The sequence below is a fragment of the Alteromonas sp. AWJ4_199 genome (assembly GCF_056159165.1).
Map to the genome: position 1 here is coordinate 259638 of NZ_JBSWUR010000002.1, position 15849 is coordinate 275486.

Consider the following 15849-nt stretch of genomic DNA (forward strand, 5'->3'; position numbering starts at 1 on the left):
GGTTTGATATAAGTAGTTGTTTTTATTGCCTAGAAGCGTAATGCGGAAGGAAAACATCATGAGCCAACACACATCACTGGCAACCATTCCCAATCGCTATGCCTTTATCGATAGCGTCTCAAAACAAGCGTCTCAAAGCACATCTATTTCTTTGATGCTGGTTGATGTTGTGCGTTTTTCAGATGTAACAACAAGTCTAGGTATCCACATCGGCGACCGTTTTTTGCTTGAGATAGCCAACCGTATACAACATCTTTTTGGGGAACATGTGCTTATTGGCCGAATAAGCGGCGATGTATTTGGAATCGTTTTTCCCAACGAAAACAAAGAAGCTGTGATGCGACAAATGTTCGAGCGCCTTGTAGAACATTTTAAAACACCTATGCATTATGATGGCACGGCATTTATCGCCGATTTCAATGTGGGCGTAGTGTGCGCCGAAAACGATGAGTTTGATATCACCGCTTTTGTATCTCGAGCAGAGTCTGCATTGAAGCAGGCAAAAGAAAATAAGTACGAAAATTACTTCGCGCTCACTAAATCGGACAAATCTGATACTGGAAGAAGCTTAGCGTTAAAAGCTGACCTAAAACGCGCGCTGGCTCAAAATGAACTTGAGCTTTATTACCAACCTAAGGTTAATTTGAATACCCTCGAAGTGGTGGGTGGTGAGTGCTTGTTACGTTGGAACCATCCTCTTGATGGCGTATTGTTTCCTGGGCCATTAATTGAAGCCGCAGAGTCATACAACATGATGAATGAACTGGGTTACTGGACGTTAGAGCAAGCATTTAAGGCCCTTGCTGAACTCGATGTGTTTAAATTGCCTATCGTTCTGTCAGTAAATATTTCACCTACCCAGCTATATGACAATCAGTTAATTCCTACGCTGACAAAGTTAAGCAACACTTATGGTTTGCCGCTGTCGCTTATTGAATTAGAACTCACGGAAGATGTAGCACTATCCAATTCACTAATGGTGAAAAAACAACTAGATGAGTTGAGAAGTCTAGGAGTGGCTATTTCAGTAGATGACTTCGGCAAAGGATATTCTAACCTTGCTTATATTCGCGACCTCGACCTTGATGCTCTTAAAATAGATAAATCTTTTGTGATGGAGTTAGAAGCGCACCCAGTCAATAGGGCGATAATAGAGGCTGCGAAAGTAATAGGCCACGCAAAAGGCTGTAGTGTAGTGGCTGAGGGCATTGAAACCGTAGAACAGCTTCACATTTTGCGAGAAGTGGGGGTTTATCAAGGGCAGGGGTATCTATTCTCTCGTGCCGTACCTTTTAATGAATTTATTCAACTTGCGCAGCAAGAGATTATTATTGGTAGTTCGCCAAGAAGAGCACAGGCCTAACTCCTACCAACGCTAGCCAATCGCAATTCACTTCAATAGCTTTGCACCTTTTTGCGTCTTGATTTCTTGTTTTTGCAAATTCGGTCACCGAACTAGGTTAAATATTGGTATACCCTCGTTATTAAAGAGCGGGCTGGCCATGCAAAATATCGCTACTAACGCGCGAGAGCGTTATTTATTAGTTACAGCCTAGCGCAATAAAACCCTGAGATAAGGTGATTTTGATAGACTGTCTCGGTACACTTAAGCTATTCGAGATTAGACAAAGTCAACAAAGCTCATACTTATGCAAGAACTTATCGAAAACGGCCAATTTTTAACACTTTCGCGCCGTCAACCCGAGTTATTCGAACGCGCTCACCAATTCACGCTAGCCAATGGCACTGACGTTAGTATCATTGCGCCTGGCATCATTAGTTTTTCTGTACAGCCTACCTCTACGCCAAACAAGCGCATAGTCTTGTCCTGTGGTGTTCACGGTAATGAAACTGCGCCTATTGAAATTTGTGATGAGTTGGTTAAGGGGATCCTTACAGGGAACATAAGGCTTGCACATGATGTTTTATTCTTATTTGGCAACCTGCCCGCGATGGATATTGCAGAGCGTTTCGTTGAAGAGAACATGAACCGATTGTTTAGCGGGGCGCACTCAACTGGCGAGGGTTTAGTGAACGCTGAACGTGTGCGTGCTAAGCAGCTAGAAAAGGCGGTGGCGTCTTTCTTTGAAGCGGCTGAAGGCACCCGTTATCACTACGACTTACACACGGCAATTCGCGCTTCGAAAAATGAAAAGTTTGCAGTATATCCTTATCTTCACGACAGAGTTCATAGCAAAGGGCAACTAGCCTTCCTTGCGGCGTGTGGGGTAAAAACCATTCTACTTTCTGAAAGTTCAACCACCACGTTTAGCTATTTCTCTTCTTATCGATATAACGCTCATGCGTTTACCGTTGAACTTGGCAAAGTGCGTCCATTTGGGCAAAACGATATGCGTCGATTTGAAGATGCGAAACAAGCGATAACGCAGTTAATTACTCAAACCGAGTACGCACCTACGGTTGATATGGATGACCTTGATATTTATCGCGTGAACCAAGTTATAAACCGAAACGAAGAACAGTTTACGCTTCATTTCGATGACGATACGCCCAACTTTACTGACTACCCTAAAGGCACGGTATTGGCTTCTGAACCGGGTAAAGAGTACATAGCAGAGCAGGACGGCGAAGCCATTGTTTTTCCAAATGCAAAAGTGGCCATTGGACAACGCGCTTTGTTAACGGTTGTGCCTACTACGTTGGATAAGCTAGATGTTTAAACTTGATAGCCGTTTACACAATGATACATTTTTTGTCTGTGATCTTTCGCTGTGTCGTGTACTGTTGATGAATGATAGTCAGTTTCCGTGGCTTATTTTAGTACCGATGAAAAATGATATTGCGGAAATTATCGATTTGTCAGAAGAAGAGCAGATTACTTTACTTAAAGAGTCTGCATTGACATCAAAAGCCATGCAGGCCTTGTTTTCACCGCTTAAACTTAACGTGGCAGCACTAGGTAACGTGGTAAGACAGCTCCACGTTCACCACGTTGCACGTTTTGAAAACGATTGCGCATGGCCAAAACCTGTTTGGGGCAATCAGCCCGCTGTGGCTTATGATTCCAACAATGCACAGGCGCTTGTTAAGTCTATTCAGCAGTGGTTTAAAGATAACTGCTAAAGGACGTTTGTCCTAAATAGCGACAAATAAACAGTTCAAATTAAAAGGAGTTACGCATGATTGTTTCAACTACCCCAACCTTAGAAGGTCACAAAATTGAGGCTTATTACGGCATTGTTGTAGGCGAGGCCGTAATGGGCGCAAATGTGTTCAAAGATCTCTTCGCGTCTATTCGCGATATCGTGGGTGGGCGTTCAGGGTCTTATGAAGAAGAGCTTACCACTGCGCGCAAGTTAGCGTTTACCGAACTAGAACATGAAGCAAGAAGCATGGGCGCAAACGCTGTAGTTGGAATAGACCTAGACTATCAAGTCATTGGTGATAAAGGCAGCATGCTAATGGTGAGCATTAGCGGTACTGCAGTAAAAACGACGCCTTTATAAGCTAAGAAGCGCGCTTTTTTGCGCACAGACTTTAGTGAATTAACGTTCATCAGTTCTACATTGAGCAAACTAGCGATAATGGACTTAAATGAAAAAGCTATTTCACGGTTTTCTTGTTGCTGTCACCACTATCATTATGTGCTTGTGTCGACGAAGCCTGGTCGCCGGATGTTTCAGTCTCGGCATGTGAGTGGCTAGTGTCTCTATTGGGGGTGACGTACTCGTCACCGCTTTTGTCATCATCATAAGGCTTAGAGGGGGTAGGGAATTTAAACTTAGCGCTGTATTTAAGTAGCGTGATGTTTCCTATAACCACGCCCAATACTAAAACAATAACGATGATGACCCAGGTAGTACTCATAAAAATTCCGTAGGCTCGCGCCCTTTGTTCAATACGTAGCGATTATACAACTTTGGTAGCTGCGGCAAAATACACGATTTACCTTCTATATCGCTTTGTTCAATGGCTTGTGTAAAACCGTCTAGGTTTCTGGCTTTTTCAAAGGTGCTTGCTGCGCTTTTAAAACTCAAATGCCAAGGCTCAACAGCCACGCCGCCACTATTGACTGAGAAAGGACGGTAGAAACCGAACTGTTCCATATGATCAGCTAACCAACAGGAAAGGTTGTGGCAGGGGCCGCCTGTAAGGTATTCGCTTTCTACAAGGTTAAAGTTGCCGTCCCACTTGTGTACAGCAGCTCTGTCATAAACGTCAATATCGGTGCCCCAATGATGACGACTGCCGCCAGGTAGCGCAGACCAGGTCAAAATAGCGTGCAGTTTTTCATCGTCACTTAGTGTTTCGAAAGGAAGTGCTGTGCCATTAACATCAAGAAGTTGCGCCTGCCCCGTCCATTTACGGTTAAAAATGACGGTTTGCCTATCAAAATCTCGAAAACTACTGACTAAATGTAAGTCTATACCGTCATTGTGCGCCGCATCTTGCATAGCAAGAAAGGGCGAAATAACGTCTTGATGAAGCCTATGGCCATTGCCAGCATCTACAAGGTAGTCGTTGTGCTGGCCTAGCCATGCTTGTTGCGGTATCTGATTCATGAACAACAATAAGGGCTATTTAGCCAATAAGCGTTCTAAGATACCGAAGTACATATCAGCAAGCTGTTCAAGGTCAGCCATTTTTACGCACTCGTCAATTTTGTGGATAGTGGCATTAACCGGGCCTAGCTCTATAACTTGTGCTCCCGTAGGCGCAATAAAACGGCCATCGGATGTACCGCCTGCGGTAGAGAGTACCGTAGGTGTGCCTTTAACTGCAGCAATAGCACCTTGGGTTGCTTCTAATAGCGCGCCTGTATCGGTCAAAAATGGTTGTCCATTAAAGGTCCAGTTTATCTCGTACTCAAAGTCGTGGGCGTCTAAAATAGCGGTGACACGTTCAATAAGAAGTTGGTCGGTCACTTCTGTTGAAAAGCGGAAGTTGAAGCAAACGTGAAGTTCGCCTGGTATTACATTACCTGCCCCTGTACCTGCGTGAATATTTGAAACCTGAAAGCTAGTGGGCGGGAAGAAGTCGTTACCGTTATCCCAGTGTGACTTTGCTAATTCATCAAGGGCCGCCATGGCGCTGTGCACAGGGTTATTTGCTAGATGAGGGTAGGCAACATGGCCCTGAACGCCCTTCACAACTAAATCACCCGTTAATGAGCCTCTACGACCATTTTTGACAATATCACCCACTTCGTCTGTTGAAGAGGGTTCACCAACAATACACCAGTCAATCTTTTCATTTCGCGCTTCTAGGGTGTCGATAACGCGAGTAGTACCGTTAATAAACGGGCCTTCTTCGTCGCTCGTAATAAGGTAGGCGATACTTCCCTTGTGATCTGGGTACTTGTTCACAAATTCACGGGTGGCTACAAGCATAGCGGCAAGGCTGCCTTTCATGTCGGCAGCGCCGCGACCATGCAAATAGCCATCAACTTCTGTCGCAGTGAAAGGTGGTGTTTTCCAAGCCGACTCTGGGCCGCTTGGTACCACATCAGTATGACCAGCAAAACAAAATACGGGGCCTTCTTTACCTCGGCGAGACCAAAGGTTAGTGGTGTCTTCAAACACCATTGTTTCATTATTAAACCCCAGTGCGCCTAAAAACTCGCCCATGGCCTCTTGGCAGCCTGCATCTTCTGGCGTTACAGAGCGACGGTTTATGAGTTGCTTAGCAATTTTAATAACAGAATCGTTTAACAAAATATTTCCTCATACTGTGCAGGCTTAAAACCGATGTGAAAAGCATTGTCGTGAAAAAGAATAGGGCGTTTAACCATAGCTGGGTGGAGTTCTAACAAGGCCAGCGCTTTTTCTTTATCTAAGTTTGCTTTCTCCTGCTCTTCTAGCTGGCGGTAGGTGGTTCCACGTTTATTTAACATGGATTCCCAGCCAAGCTCAGACTCAGCGCGTACAAGGAAATCGTTGTCGATACCATCTTTACGGTAGTCGTGAAAGGTGAACGAGATATCGTTATCTGCTAACCATTTTTTCGCTTTTTTGATGGTGTCACAGTTTGGGATCCCATAAAGGATTGTACTCATGGTGATTTATTCCGTACTACTTTGTTGTTTGTAAATTATTGACGCTGGTTAGAACAGTGCCATTATGTGGCGCTGTTTCGAAGAGCTAGAGGAAATAGAAAACCGCAATAGCCCGAAAAGAGTGCGCCTGTACATCTTTTTTTTCAATGTGCTACATCATACAAGCTGTTAATACGTTGATAAACTCACTTGCGATGATTTTTGAAGGTGAAAGCCTGTGTTTAGGTCGAGGATAACGTTATAGATATAGCGTTAGAAGTGTATCCTCACCGGCTTCTACAAATTTTTGGTGGGTAGGCAATACACCGATAAGCGCTTGGGCGTTAAGCAGGGTTAGCGCACATGTGTTGATTACACCACGTTGTTTCAGCCATGCAGCATTCACAGTAAAAAGTACTTGCTTAGGCTTAATTTCATCGCCTCGTTTTAGCGAACAGACGAACTGTGCACCATGCAGATGACTAGTATCGCCACCATATTTAATCTTGCACTTGAGGCCCGCGCTAGACTGTACATCGATAGCGTAGTCTAACGGCGAAACGCTTAGTACTCTTCCGGCAAAAGGCGAGACTATTGTATTTGACGTAGAGCTTACCGCTGCCCCAGGCCCCATAAGGCCGCTTTTATAATAAGGATCGTCAATGTGTGATAGTGAAACCACTTGCCCTGAAAACGGACTTACAGTTGCAAACTGCTTGGCAAAACTATCTGGAGCGTACTGTAGTTGCTTAGCGTTCACGGTATTAGACGTCCTCACTTACCGAGTAGCCAGCTTTCTTAAGCGCACTAATGGCATCTTTTAGTTTGTTGTCTTTTACTAAAAAGAAGTCAGTATCGAAGGTTGATACCACGAATATGGCCACTTTTGCTGATGCTAACACTTCTCCAATTTGGGCCATTATCCCTACCATAGATAAGTGTAAAGGCCCTAACAGTTCAAGTGCGCGCCAACCTTCATCACTATCCAGTGACGCTACATCTACCGAGTCAGGCACAACAATAGATAATTCATCTTCTGTTTTACCTAAGAAAAAAAGGGGACTATTTAGCACAGATGCAGGGATATTGGTTTCAGGATCCAGGCTGTGAATTGTAAATAAAGATTCTCTGACTAAAAGTGTTTGTTTGGGCATGAGAAACCGAAAAAAAGATAACTTCGAAGATATTCACATTAAACCATTAACTGTGATTAAGTGCTACGTGTTATCCACTTAATCTGTGGATAAGTTTGTTGAGTAGTTTGGGGCTTTGCTGTAACTCATTGTAAATAAAGAAATAAATAAACTGTACAAACAATGTTCAGTGGATAACATTCTCAATTTCACAAGCATTTTCCACAGGCCATGTCTACAACTAAAATAAAAAATGTTTGGTAATTTTGTAATTTCTTAGCTTGACAATAGATGTCTTTTGAAAAAATTCACCATCAATAAATCACTAAACTGATCAAGATCGTGCGTATGCAAAGATTGAGTTTTTGCGTAACAAGTAAATTACTAGTTAACAAAGCTTTATTAAGGTGGCACAGTCGGTTATGCAATGGTATTAACAGACCTTAACCTTTGTTGACAAAGATCAATAGCCCTTGAATATTACAAGAGATAAGGAAAGACTATGTCAGATTCTTCATGGTGCGATATAACGGTAGAAAATGCGGACGAACTTGTCAGCTTTTACGAAGCGGTGATGGGCTGGAAGAAAGAACCCATTGATATGGGCGGCTACAATGATTACGTTATGATGAAACCCGACGGAACACCAGTAGGCGGTATTTGTCATAAGAAGGGCGTTAATGCGCAGTACCCAGGCGGGTGGATTAACTATTTCACGGTGGAAAATCTCGAGTTAGCTTTAAATGCGGCTATTGAAAAGGGTGGAAGGCAGGTAGGTGACATACGCCACCATGGCAAAGACAGCTTCTGTGTGATTACTGACCCAAGTGGTGCGGCTTGTGCGCTTTATGAAAAAGCACAAAGCTGAGCAGGGATTAAAAAATCACCACGATTAGAAATAGCGCTCTAAAAGCGAAAAATTAAAAAGCAGCGTGTAGCGTTACTCGCTGCTTTTTTCGATAGGCTACTAAGCGATTTAGCTCACCTAGCGCGACGGGATTACTTGCTAAGCGTTACGCGCTCGTACGCCTGGGGTTACTTTTTTGTGTCGGGGCTACTTGTTTAGCACACCGCGGTTAACTTGGTCTCGTTCAATAGATTCAAACAGGGCTTTAAAGTTACCTTCTCCAAAGCCTTCATCCTGCTTGCGCTGAATAAATTCAAAGAATACCGGGCCGAAAACGGTTTCAGAAAATATCTGAAGTAGTAGTCGAGGCTCACCATTTTCTGTAGTGCCGTCTAATAGAATGCCACGTTTTTGTAGCTCATCTACGTTTTCGCCGTGCCCAGGAAGACGCTCTTCAAGCATGTCGTAGTAGGTATTTGGTGGAGGCGTCATAAACTTCATGCCTTTCGCTTTCAGCTTATCTAAGCACGCTACCAAATCGTCACAAGCGAAAGCGATATGTTGGATACCTTCACCGTTGTATTTCATTAAGAATTCTTCAATTTGGCCGCCACCACCAACCGCTTCTTCATTTAACGGAATACGAATTTTACCGTCTGGCGCCGTCATGGCTTTCGATAGTAGGCCGGTATATTCACCTTTAATATCGAAGTAACGGATTTCTCTGAAATTAAATAGCTTTTCGTAAAATCCTGCCCAGAAATCCATGCGACCGCGATACACATTATGGGTAAGGTGGTCGAGAGTATGGAATCCACAGCCTTCAGGGTGGCGATCTACCCCTTCAATCCAGTTGAAATCGATATCATAGATAGTGTTCTCGCCTTCATAACGGTCTATGAGGTACAGCATTGCGCCACCAATGCCCTTTATTGCAGGGAGTTTCAACTCCATTGGGCCGGTGTGGGTGTCCATAGGCTGTGCACCGCGGGCAAGCACTTCCTTATAAGCATGCTGTGAATCTTTAACGCGAAAAGCCATGCCACACGCAGAAGGACCGTGCTCTTCAGCATAGTAGCCTGCATGGCAGTTTTTCTCGTAGTTACTCAACAGGTTGATGTCGCCCTGACGCCATAGTTCAACGTCTTTTGACTTGTGGCGTGCAACAAGCGTAAAGCCCATCGCTTCAAAGATAGGCTCTAGTATGCCTTTTTCTGGCGCAGTGAACTCTAGGAATTCAAACCCATCTAAACCAATTGGGTTTTCAAACAAATCAGCCATAGCGATACATCCTCAACGTAAATGGTATTTTATAATTGTTACCTGATTGTAAGGGCGCAGTGAAAAAGCAAGCAATAGGTGTCGAGTTCAAGGATTCTGGGTATGGAAAGCAAAGCTGTAACGTTTTATTTTCACCTGTGAATGTTGAGCTGAGTTAGGGAAAGCTTGCTTCCCCTAACTTATTGAAAATAAATACCATTAAGCAAAAGAGATGATTGTCAGTAGTGTTCAAAAATCGGTACAAGTACTCGTTTAGGTGTGAGTACGCGTAACGTTGCTAATCTCATGGTGCTTATTTTTCACCGTCATAGTACTTTTTAAGACCTTTCCAGCATGCCAGATAGTCTCGTTGACGGATATCACTGTTTAAAGCGAACTCCGTTGGCGCAATGGCATAGCGAGACTCGAGCATAAATGCCAATGTGTTTTCGTAGCGCTGGGGGGCTAATTCAGCGTTAGACGCTTTTTCGAAAACTTCAGCTTCAGGTCCATGAGGCGTCATACAGTTGTGAAGACTCATGCCGCCCGGCACGAAGCCATGTTCTTTTGCATCGTACGTACCTTCGATAAGCCCCATAAATTCACTCATAATATTTCTGTGGTAATACGGCGGGCGAAAGGTATTTTCAGCAACCATCCACCTCGGAGGAAAAATAACGAAGTCAACGTTCGCCGTACCTTCCAGTTCAGATGGTGAGGTAAGCACGGTAAATATCGACGGGTCAGGGTGGTCGAAACTTACAGTATTCATTACATTGAAACGAGAAAGATCGTATTTGTAAGGCGCAGAATTGCCTACCCAAGCCACTACATCAAAAGGAGAGTGATCGAGTTTTGCTTCGAACAAATTTCCACAGAATTTGTTTACCAAAGTGTGAGGCGTCTCATTATCTTCAAACCAAGCCGTGGGGTAGCAGAAGTCACGTTGGTTCGCGTAGCCATTCGCGCCTACCGGGCCGCGCTCTGGCAGCACAAAAGGATGACCGTAGTTTTCGCATATATAACCGCGAATTGGCCCGTTAGTAGGATTAACCGCAAAACGAACACCACGAGGAATAACCGCTATTTCACCTACAGAAAGGTTGAGCCTGCCAAACTCAGTGGTGAGCAGCATGTCACCTAGCTGAGGGACAATCAGCATTTCACCGTCGGATGAGTAGAAAACACGATTTTGCATATTGGTATTGGCACTGTAGCAGTGAATGCCCATACCCACTTGCTTCTTGGCGTCTCCGTTAGTGGCAATGGTGATAAGCGAATCTACAAAATCAATGTCTTTCTCCGGTAATGGCACAGGGTCCCACCTAAGAACATTCGGAGGGCAATGAACATCAGTCTCTGGGGCTGTTCTCACTAGGCCATTATCAATTTTTTCAAAGTCGCCCATTGCGATAGATGGACGCAGGCGATACGTCCAGCTGCGGCGGTTTTCTGCTCGTGGGGCAGTAAATGCGGTACTGCTAAACTGTTCAGCGTAAAGCTTATAATTCACTTTTTGTGGGCTGAACTGGCCTTTAGGAAGGGCACCAGGCAACGCCTCTGTTTCGTGCTCGTTGTTAAAGCCCGTTAAATAAGTCAAGTTATCCATATACGCTCCAATAGGCGGGACCAGTGTTGGGATCTGCTCCTAAACCAACAATAAAGTAGTTGCAAATGAAACTATGTGTTTTAGGCTAGTGGTAAATGAAATGTAAATCAATAATAGGTATAAAGCGGGCGGGATAAGAGCAAAGCAGACTCCGGTACGCTAACTTTACACTGCTAATGATAGGCGTTGACTGGCTTACTTTTATAAAAAGGAAATAGCACATGAAGCTAGAAGAGATGCTTGCCTATAAGGTGACGATGCTAGCAAGCGAGCTAAGTGAGTCGCTAGCAAACGAATATGCTGAATATAAGCTTACCAATTCAGAGTGGCGTATCCTCGCCACATTAGGTGCTACTAATGATAGTGCGCGAGAGCCGTCTATGACGGCAAAAGAACTCGCTATGGCAACACGCCTTGATAAGGTTCAAGTTTCACGAGCACTAGAGCGACTGGTGAAACGAGACGCTATCCACAAACGTTCCTGTGAAGATGACAAACGCGCCGCCTTTATTTCACTGTCAATAAAAGGGGAGCAAATTTACCAAACTTTGTTACCAAAAATCATGCGCTGGCAAAGTAAACGATTAGAAAATATCACTGATGATGAGTACCAAATATTTCTAAAAGTGATAGAAGCACTCAGGCCTTAAAACTCGGGTTAAGTCCTTGATAAATCTGGTCTGAGCAGATATGAGGATATCGCCATAAAGGTTACTTTTACCCCTTTAACTGTTAAATTCTTCTGAACTAATCAAACGGTGCAGCTTTTACGTCTATTCATCATGGCTTATTGCTTTATAAATATTCAACAATCGCTATTAGTCAGAGCTTGCAATAAAGCTGTATTCAAAAAACTTAGCAAGGAAATTGAGTGGTACCTCTAGACATATACGCAGGTAAAAAAGCACGTGAAACCATAATGAGAAACGGGTTTACGCCAGAGTTGTTTAGTTATTTTTTGGGGGCTTCTGGCGGCCCTAAATGGTTTTCACTTGCGGGCTTAGACCGCGTGCTATTTCCGGAATGGTTTGCCAATATTGACCATCAAGTACATGTTATAGGCTCATCAGCAGGTGCGTTTCGTGCAATTTGCGCTGTTCAAGACGACCCGTTAGCTGCCATAAACCGCCTAGCGACGTCTTACTCGACAACTACGTACAGTGAAAAACCAACACCGAGAGAAATCACTGCTAAAGCTGAAGACTTGTTGAAAGAAATGGTAAATGAAGTAGGCAAGCAAGAGGTGCTGTCTAACTCTCGCTTCAAAGCCCACCTTATCGTTGCTAAGTGTTTGGGGGCTACCCGCTTTGAAAGTAAATTCAGGCAGCTTTCGGGCTTAGCTATGAGCGCAGCGGCTAACACGGTCAATCGCAAAAATTTGTCGCGCTTATACACACGTTATGTCTTTTCCACTCCGAATACGGACTTTGCCATTAACGACCCCTACAAGCTTCCTACCAAATACCATGAGCTAACACAGGGAAATATATACACAGCATTACTTGCATCGGGTTCAATTCCTATTGTGATAGAAGGCGTACCGGAAATTGAAGGTGCGCCTGCAGGTATGTATCGCGATGGTGGTATTATCGACTACCACTTTGATCTGTCGTTCGGACCGGATGACGGATTAGTGCTGTACCCGCATTTTTACGATAAGCCTATCCCGGGATGGTTTGATAAAGGCTTGAAGGGTAGGGTTCCTCACCGTTCGAGCTACGATAACGTTGTAATGCTAGTACCTTCAGCTTCTTTTGTAGCAAACTTGCCTTACAGCAAAATTCCAGACAGAAAAGATTTTGAAGTGCTCGATGCCGAAACGCGCATTAAATATTGGCAAACGGTGTTAAAAGAAACCGACAGGTTGGGTGAATATTTTATGCGTGCAGTAAGCGACGGAACCTTAGTAGATGCTATTAAGCCGCTTCCATTTAAAATGGTTTAAATTAACCGGGATTGTTGAGTAAAGTGGCTAATTGCTGTCAAATTAGTCACTTGAATCATCATTTGATAAGTTTTACTTGCAGGTAACGCTCGTGCTAAGTATTATACGCGCCGTTGCTTGGCATTCGCCAACCTATCAGGTGCAACACAATTCTATATGCGTCTATAGCTCAGTTGGTTAGAGCGCTACCTTGACATGGTAGAGGTCCCCTGTTCGAATCAGGGTAGACGCACCACTTATTTCTCCTCTAAAAATTTTTTTAGCCCCATTCTAAAAATATCTAAGCTTCCTAACTCATTGTCAGCATTGAATTAATCGGTTTTATGTGGCTTTTCCATAAACTTTTAGCAAAGTGAAGTTACAAATAACATGTTTTCTTGCATTGGGTAAGTGCCCGCTTCCCAGCAAATACAACCGCCTTAACGGTTCTATCTCAGTTCAGAGGAAAGCGGACATAACAATAACTTTATATTTGACTTACCTTGACTGATCTTCGGACAATAAGGTCAATTTCTTCATTGTAGGATTTTCTGAACTTAACACCGTCATTATTCTTGATTTGTAAGGAAAACGAGGATTTCGCACCAATATTATCTTCTGTAAATAGAGAGTAGATTTCCTGATCCGTGGACGTCCAATCTGTGCATCCTTCCTCAGTAACAAAGCATATTCTCCATTCGGTTGATAAGTTATTTGGATCATCAACATCAACTGAAAATGCGGCGTTATCATTTGGCCTAACAATTGCGGATGGGCTATATACATTGAGACCGTTCACAAATACATCTTTAAGAATTGGTGGCTTTTCAATTCTTTCAGGTCTATAAGTAAAACCAAACTCATCCGTAGTGGCGACTAAGCATTCGCTGTCGTCACTGCTCGAAGGATTTTTCTCGCATAAACTAAGTATTACATTGTAGTCATAATAGTCGGGTGGAAAACATTTGAGTGGGACGGTCAATTTTACGCTTTGATCACTTAGCATCTCTAAGTCGTTGACATTTGTATATTCTGGGCAAGAACGAGGATCTTGCACCGTGTATTTAACAACAGCATCATCAGACTTAAGTTTGTCTTTCAAAAAAATTGTTATGTCTAAAGGGGCTACCGGTGATTCTGATTCATAAGTAATAAAATTAGTGCGGTACTGAATTGATTGAAACGTTGAATCATTAACGACTATATAATCAACCTTATCTAAATTAACTCCATCTGGCTCAATCCAACCCGAGTTTGTTGCGCTTACACCAAATCGAATATCATGTTCCGTTTCTCTGCCGTTTAAGATGTCATCTGTTTCACCTGTATATAAGAAGCCATGACGACCATCTTCATTGGTTACAATATAAAAGAACTTTATTCTGTATATTTCGTTATTTTTCTGCGGCAAGCCAAGTTCTTGGCGTCTACGTTGGCACGTAGGAGCAGTAATCGAACCAAAAGGTAGATTATTTAGACTTAACTCACACGAGCCCTGTTCTATATGGAGATCATATTCGATTACCTGGATGCTGGGGTCGCTTGTCGGTTGTAGGGCAATGGACAATGTGTCTGGGTTGCCCACATCAACGGGTTGCTGAGAAAGTAGTGAGTTGATATAAAGGTTTCTTCTGCTAGGTTCAAAAAAGAACTGCTTGTAAGTTAGCGTTACTTTTTCGTCTGTCTCTAAATTGTAAAAATCAGGTTCTTCGCTTTTTATTAATTTCGGGTGTATTGTCAGCGGTAAGTCAGGAATTTCAGTGTCTTCTGTTAAATTTACAAACTCTATATTGCCATAATTTTTACCACCAAAACTTGCGATGATCTTAATAAAGTATTGGCCAGGCTTTAAATCTGACAATGTATATATCCCTTCTTCATCAGTTTCAGTACTTGCTACGGGCAGCAGGGTCTGTGAATCGAGAACTAATACTTCGGCAAGAGCTGCTGGTATTTTACCAGAGAGGTCTAGAAGCGAGTAGTCTGCACTACAGTCGTTATCTTCATCTATATTTGTATCTGCAATGTAATCACCATTACTATCAATATTTATATTTGCTAAGCCGTCGTAATCACTGTCAAAGTTTAGAACTTTTATATTACTTGGTTGCTTTTTAGGAAAGTCTATAACATTAACGTCCGCTATATCGTCACCGTTAGTGTCTATATTATGTACAGCGATCCGCTCTATAGAGGATTGGTTTAGGATTACGCCATTGCTGCTTGGCTTGTCTAATACTAGTCCTTTATGTAGGTCGAGCAGAAAAGTGTTCCCAAATTGGCCTTCTTCTATAAGTTGTGCTTCGGATTTTCCGGCGCTATTTGAGATGATGTTTTTAAAAGGAAGGTTGTCGTCACCTGATATATTTGAATCAACTATTCCGTTAACATCGATGTCGATGTCGCTAACCATGTCTTTGATGTTAAATTTTTCATAGCACAATATCTCTCTTAAACTTGTTTTTGTGTTCGGCACCATAGTGTCTGCGTGTGCAGTGGGTATAAGTGCGTTCGTAACTGAGTTGACAGCATGTAATGAAAGTGTCCGAGAGTTTCTAATCAGGCTTTCGATGGGAGACTGAATAGGGCTAAAGGTAATAGCTACAAGCTCTTTGTCAAGCGTTGCAGTTCCGCGTATATCGTAAGCTCCTTCTTGGGGAGAACTTGGTGAATTTCGATTGGCATCTTCACTAAGTGAATTAGCTTCACCGCCTCCACAGCCAGCGATAAAAATACACAATAAAACAGTTAAATAACAAATGTGTTGTGACACTTAATATTCCTTGTTCATTCCAATAAATATTCAAAGCTTTAAGTGGTAGAAGTAAAAAGGTTTTACTTGTGAAGGCATTTAAAGGGCCTATCCTCCACTCAACGCTAGGTTAGTTTGTTTCTTGATATAGTTTTATAGGAATAATTCCTAGTTTTTGAATACTGAAGTTTTTTGGGGGAGAGCCACGATAGATCGCGGAATGGAAATAACAACATTAAACACCATCAGGTAAAAATTCGCGTTGTCAGCGAAATAGTTACTTAGAGCGTATGGTTCACTTTTTAGCAAAATACAGCGTATTGATAGAC

The 15849-nt window shown here is 43.0% G+C and carries 16 protein-coding genes and 1 tRNA gene; 8 read left to right on the top strand and 9 right to left on the bottom strand.

Annotated elements, in window-relative coordinates; translation table 11 throughout:
• Positions 1-58 precede the first annotated feature (58 nt).
• The 4 genes from ACXAER_RS16100 to ACXAER_RS16115 all read left to right on the top strand — a co-directional run bounded on the left by ACXAER_RS16100 (position 59) and on the right by ACXAER_RS16115 (position 3467).
• A complete protein-coding gene (locus ACXAER_RS16100; protein WP_474831005.1) occupies positions 59-1363 on the top strand; it encodes a putative bifunctional diguanylate cyclase/phosphodiesterase in 1305 nt (434 codons plus the stop codon).
• Between the two features lie 286 nt (positions 1364-1649).
• Positions 1650-2681, top strand: a complete 1032-nt coding sequence (gene astE / locus ACXAER_RS16105) for a succinylglutamate desuccinylase (RefSeq protein WP_474831007.1) — start codon at positions 1650-1652, stop codon at positions 2679-2681.
• Positions 2674-3084, top strand: a complete 411-nt coding sequence (locus tag ACXAER_RS16110) for an HIT domain-containing protein (protein WP_474831009.1) — start codon at positions 2674-2676, stop codon at positions 3082-3084. Before astE ends, ACXAER_RS16110 begins: the two co-directional genes overlap by 8 nt.
• A gap of 56 nt (positions 3085-3140) precedes the next feature.
• The gene (locus tag ACXAER_RS16115) at positions 3141-3467 is read left to right on the top strand and encodes a heavy metal-binding domain-containing protein (RefSeq protein WP_014949040.1); all 327 of its coding nucleotides are present in this window, start codon (positions 3141-3143) and stop codon (positions 3465-3467) included.
• 97 nt (positions 3468-3564) lie between these two features.
• On the opposite strand, the gene ACXAER_RS16120 is transcribed toward ACXAER_RS16115, so the two are convergent.
• The 6 genes from ACXAER_RS16120 to ACXAER_RS16145 all read right to left on the bottom strand — a co-directional run bounded on the left by ACXAER_RS16120 (position 3565) and on the right by ACXAER_RS16145 (position 7149).
• Complete coding sequence (locus ACXAER_RS16120) at positions 3565-3828, bottom strand: DUF2897 family protein (RefSeq protein ID WP_474831011.1); 264 nt, start codon at positions 3826-3828, stop codon at positions 3565-3567.
• Entirely contained in the window at positions 3825-4529 is a 705-nt protein-coding gene (locus ACXAER_RS16125) for a M15 family metallopeptidase (RefSeq protein WP_474831282.1), read from the bottom strand. Before ACXAER_RS16125 ends, ACXAER_RS16120 begins: the two co-directional genes overlap by 4 nt.
• A 9-nt stretch (positions 4530-4538) precedes the next feature.
• The gene (dapE, locus tag ACXAER_RS16130; protein ID WP_474831013.1) at positions 4539-5675 is read right to left on the bottom strand and encodes a succinyl-diaminopimelate desuccinylase; all 1137 of its coding nucleotides are present in this window, start codon (positions 5673-5675) and stop codon (positions 4539-4541) included.
• Positions 5669-6016: an ArsC family reductase gene (locus tag ACXAER_RS16135; protein WP_474831015.1), complete on the bottom strand. Its 348-nt coding sequence runs from the start codon at positions 6014-6016 to the stop codon at positions 5669-5671. Before ACXAER_RS16135 ends, dapE begins: the two co-directional genes overlap by 7 nt.
• A gap of 238 nt (positions 6017-6254) precedes the next feature.
• Complete coding sequence (locus ACXAER_RS16140; protein ID WP_474831017.1) at positions 6255-6755, bottom strand: PTS sugar transporter subunit IIA; 501 nt, start codon at positions 6753-6755, stop codon at positions 6255-6257.
• Positions 6756-6759: 4 nt separating this feature from the next.
• Positions 6760-7149: an ACT domain-containing protein gene (locus ACXAER_RS16145; RefSeq protein WP_474831019.1), complete on the bottom strand. Its 390-nt coding sequence runs from the start codon at positions 7147-7149 to the stop codon at positions 6760-6762.
• 481 nt (positions 7150-7630) lie between these two features.
• On the opposite strand from ACXAER_RS16145, the gene ACXAER_RS16150 reads away from it, so the two are divergent.
• The gene (locus tag ACXAER_RS16150; RefSeq protein ID WP_474831021.1) at positions 7631-7996 is read left to right on the top strand and encodes a VOC family protein; all 366 of its coding nucleotides are present in this window, start codon (positions 7631-7633) and stop codon (positions 7994-7996) included.
• 186 nt (positions 7997-8182) lie between these two features.
• Here the strand turns inward: ACXAER_RS16150 and hppD are convergent, their stop codons facing one another.
• Both hppD and hmgA read right to left on the bottom strand, forming a co-directional pair.
• A complete protein-coding gene (gene hppD, locus ACXAER_RS16155) occupies positions 8183-9256 on the bottom strand; it encodes a 4-hydroxyphenylpyruvate dioxygenase (protein WP_474831023.1) in 1074 nt (357 codons plus the stop codon).
• A 292-nt stretch (positions 9257-9548) separates the two neighbouring features.
• Entirely contained in the window at positions 9549-10844 is a 1296-nt protein-coding gene (hmgA, locus tag ACXAER_RS16160; protein WP_474831025.1) for a homogentisate 1,2-dioxygenase, read from the bottom strand.
• A gap of 221 nt (positions 10845-11065) precedes the next feature.
• On the opposite strand from hmgA, the gene ACXAER_RS16165 reads away from it, so the two are divergent.
• The 3 genes from ACXAER_RS16165 (at position 11066) to ACXAER_RS16175 (ending at position 13024) form a co-directional block, all read left to right on the top strand.
• Entirely contained in the window at positions 11066-11494 is a 429-nt protein-coding gene (locus ACXAER_RS16165; RefSeq protein ID WP_474831027.1) for a MarR family winged helix-turn-helix transcriptional regulator, read from the top strand.
• A gap of 221 nt (positions 11495-11715) precedes the next feature.
• Positions 11716-12789 (top strand): patatin-like phospholipase family protein, encoded by a 1074-nt coding sequence (locus ACXAER_RS16170; RefSeq protein ID WP_474831029.1) that lies wholly within the window; start codon positions 11716-11718, stop codon positions 12787-12789.
• A gap of 158 nt (positions 12790-12947) precedes the next feature.
• Positions 12948-13024: transfer RNA gene (locus ACXAER_RS16175), tRNA-Val, on the top strand.
• Between the two features lie 231 nt (positions 13025-13255).
• Here the strand turns inward: ACXAER_RS16175 and ACXAER_RS16180 are convergent.
• Positions 13256-15541: a carboxypeptidase-like regulatory domain-containing protein gene (locus ACXAER_RS16180; protein ID WP_474831031.1), complete on the bottom strand. Its 2286-nt coding sequence runs from the start codon at positions 15539-15541 to the stop codon at positions 13256-13258.
• Positions 15542-15849 lie beyond the last annotated feature (308 nt).

What these genes read in the sequence shown, in the direction of transcription:
- ACXAER_RS16100 (WP_474831005.1), top strand. Translation starts at nt 59, where the DNA reads ATGAGCCAACACACATCACTGGCAACCATTCCCAATCGCTATGCCTTT.
- ACXAER_RS16120 (WP_474831011.1), bottom strand. Translation starts at nt 3,828, where the DNA reads ATGAGTACTACCTGGGTCATCATCGTTATTGTTTTAGTATTGGGCGTG.
- ACXAER_RS16135 (WP_474831015.1), bottom strand. Translation starts at nt 6,016, where the DNA reads ATGAGTACAATCCTTTATGGGATCCCAAACTGTGACACCATCAAAAAA.
- ACXAER_RS16165 (WP_474831027.1), top strand. Translation starts at nt 11,066, where the DNA reads ATGAAGCTAGAAGAGATGCTTGCCTATAAGGTGACGATGCTAGCAAGC.
- ACXAER_RS16110 (WP_474831009.1), top strand. Translation starts at nt 2,674, where the DNA reads ATGTTTAAACTTGATAGCCGTTTACACAATGATACATTTTTTGTCTGT.
- astE (WP_474831007.1), top strand. Translation starts at nt 1,650, where the DNA reads ATGCAAGAACTTATCGAAAACGGCCAATTTTTAACACTTTCGCGCCGT.
- hmgA (WP_474831025.1), bottom strand. Translation starts at nt 10,844, where the DNA reads ATGGATAACTTGACTTATTTAACGGGCTTTAACAACGAGCACGAAACA.
- ACXAER_RS16150 (WP_474831021.1), top strand. Translation starts at nt 7,631, where the DNA reads ATGTCAGATTCTTCATGGTGCGATATAACGGTAGAAAATGCGGACGAA.
- ACXAER_RS16115 (WP_014949040.1), top strand. Translation starts at nt 3,141, where the DNA reads ATGATTGTTTCAACTACCCCAACCTTAGAAGGTCACAAAATTGAGGCT.
- hppD (WP_474831023.1), bottom strand. Translation starts at nt 9,256, where the DNA reads ATGGCTGATTTGTTTGAAAACCCAATTGGTTTAGATGGGTTTGAATTC.
- ACXAER_RS16145 (WP_474831019.1), bottom strand. Translation starts at nt 7,149, where the DNA reads ATGCCCAAACAAACACTTTTAGTCAGAGAATCTTTATTTACAATTCAC.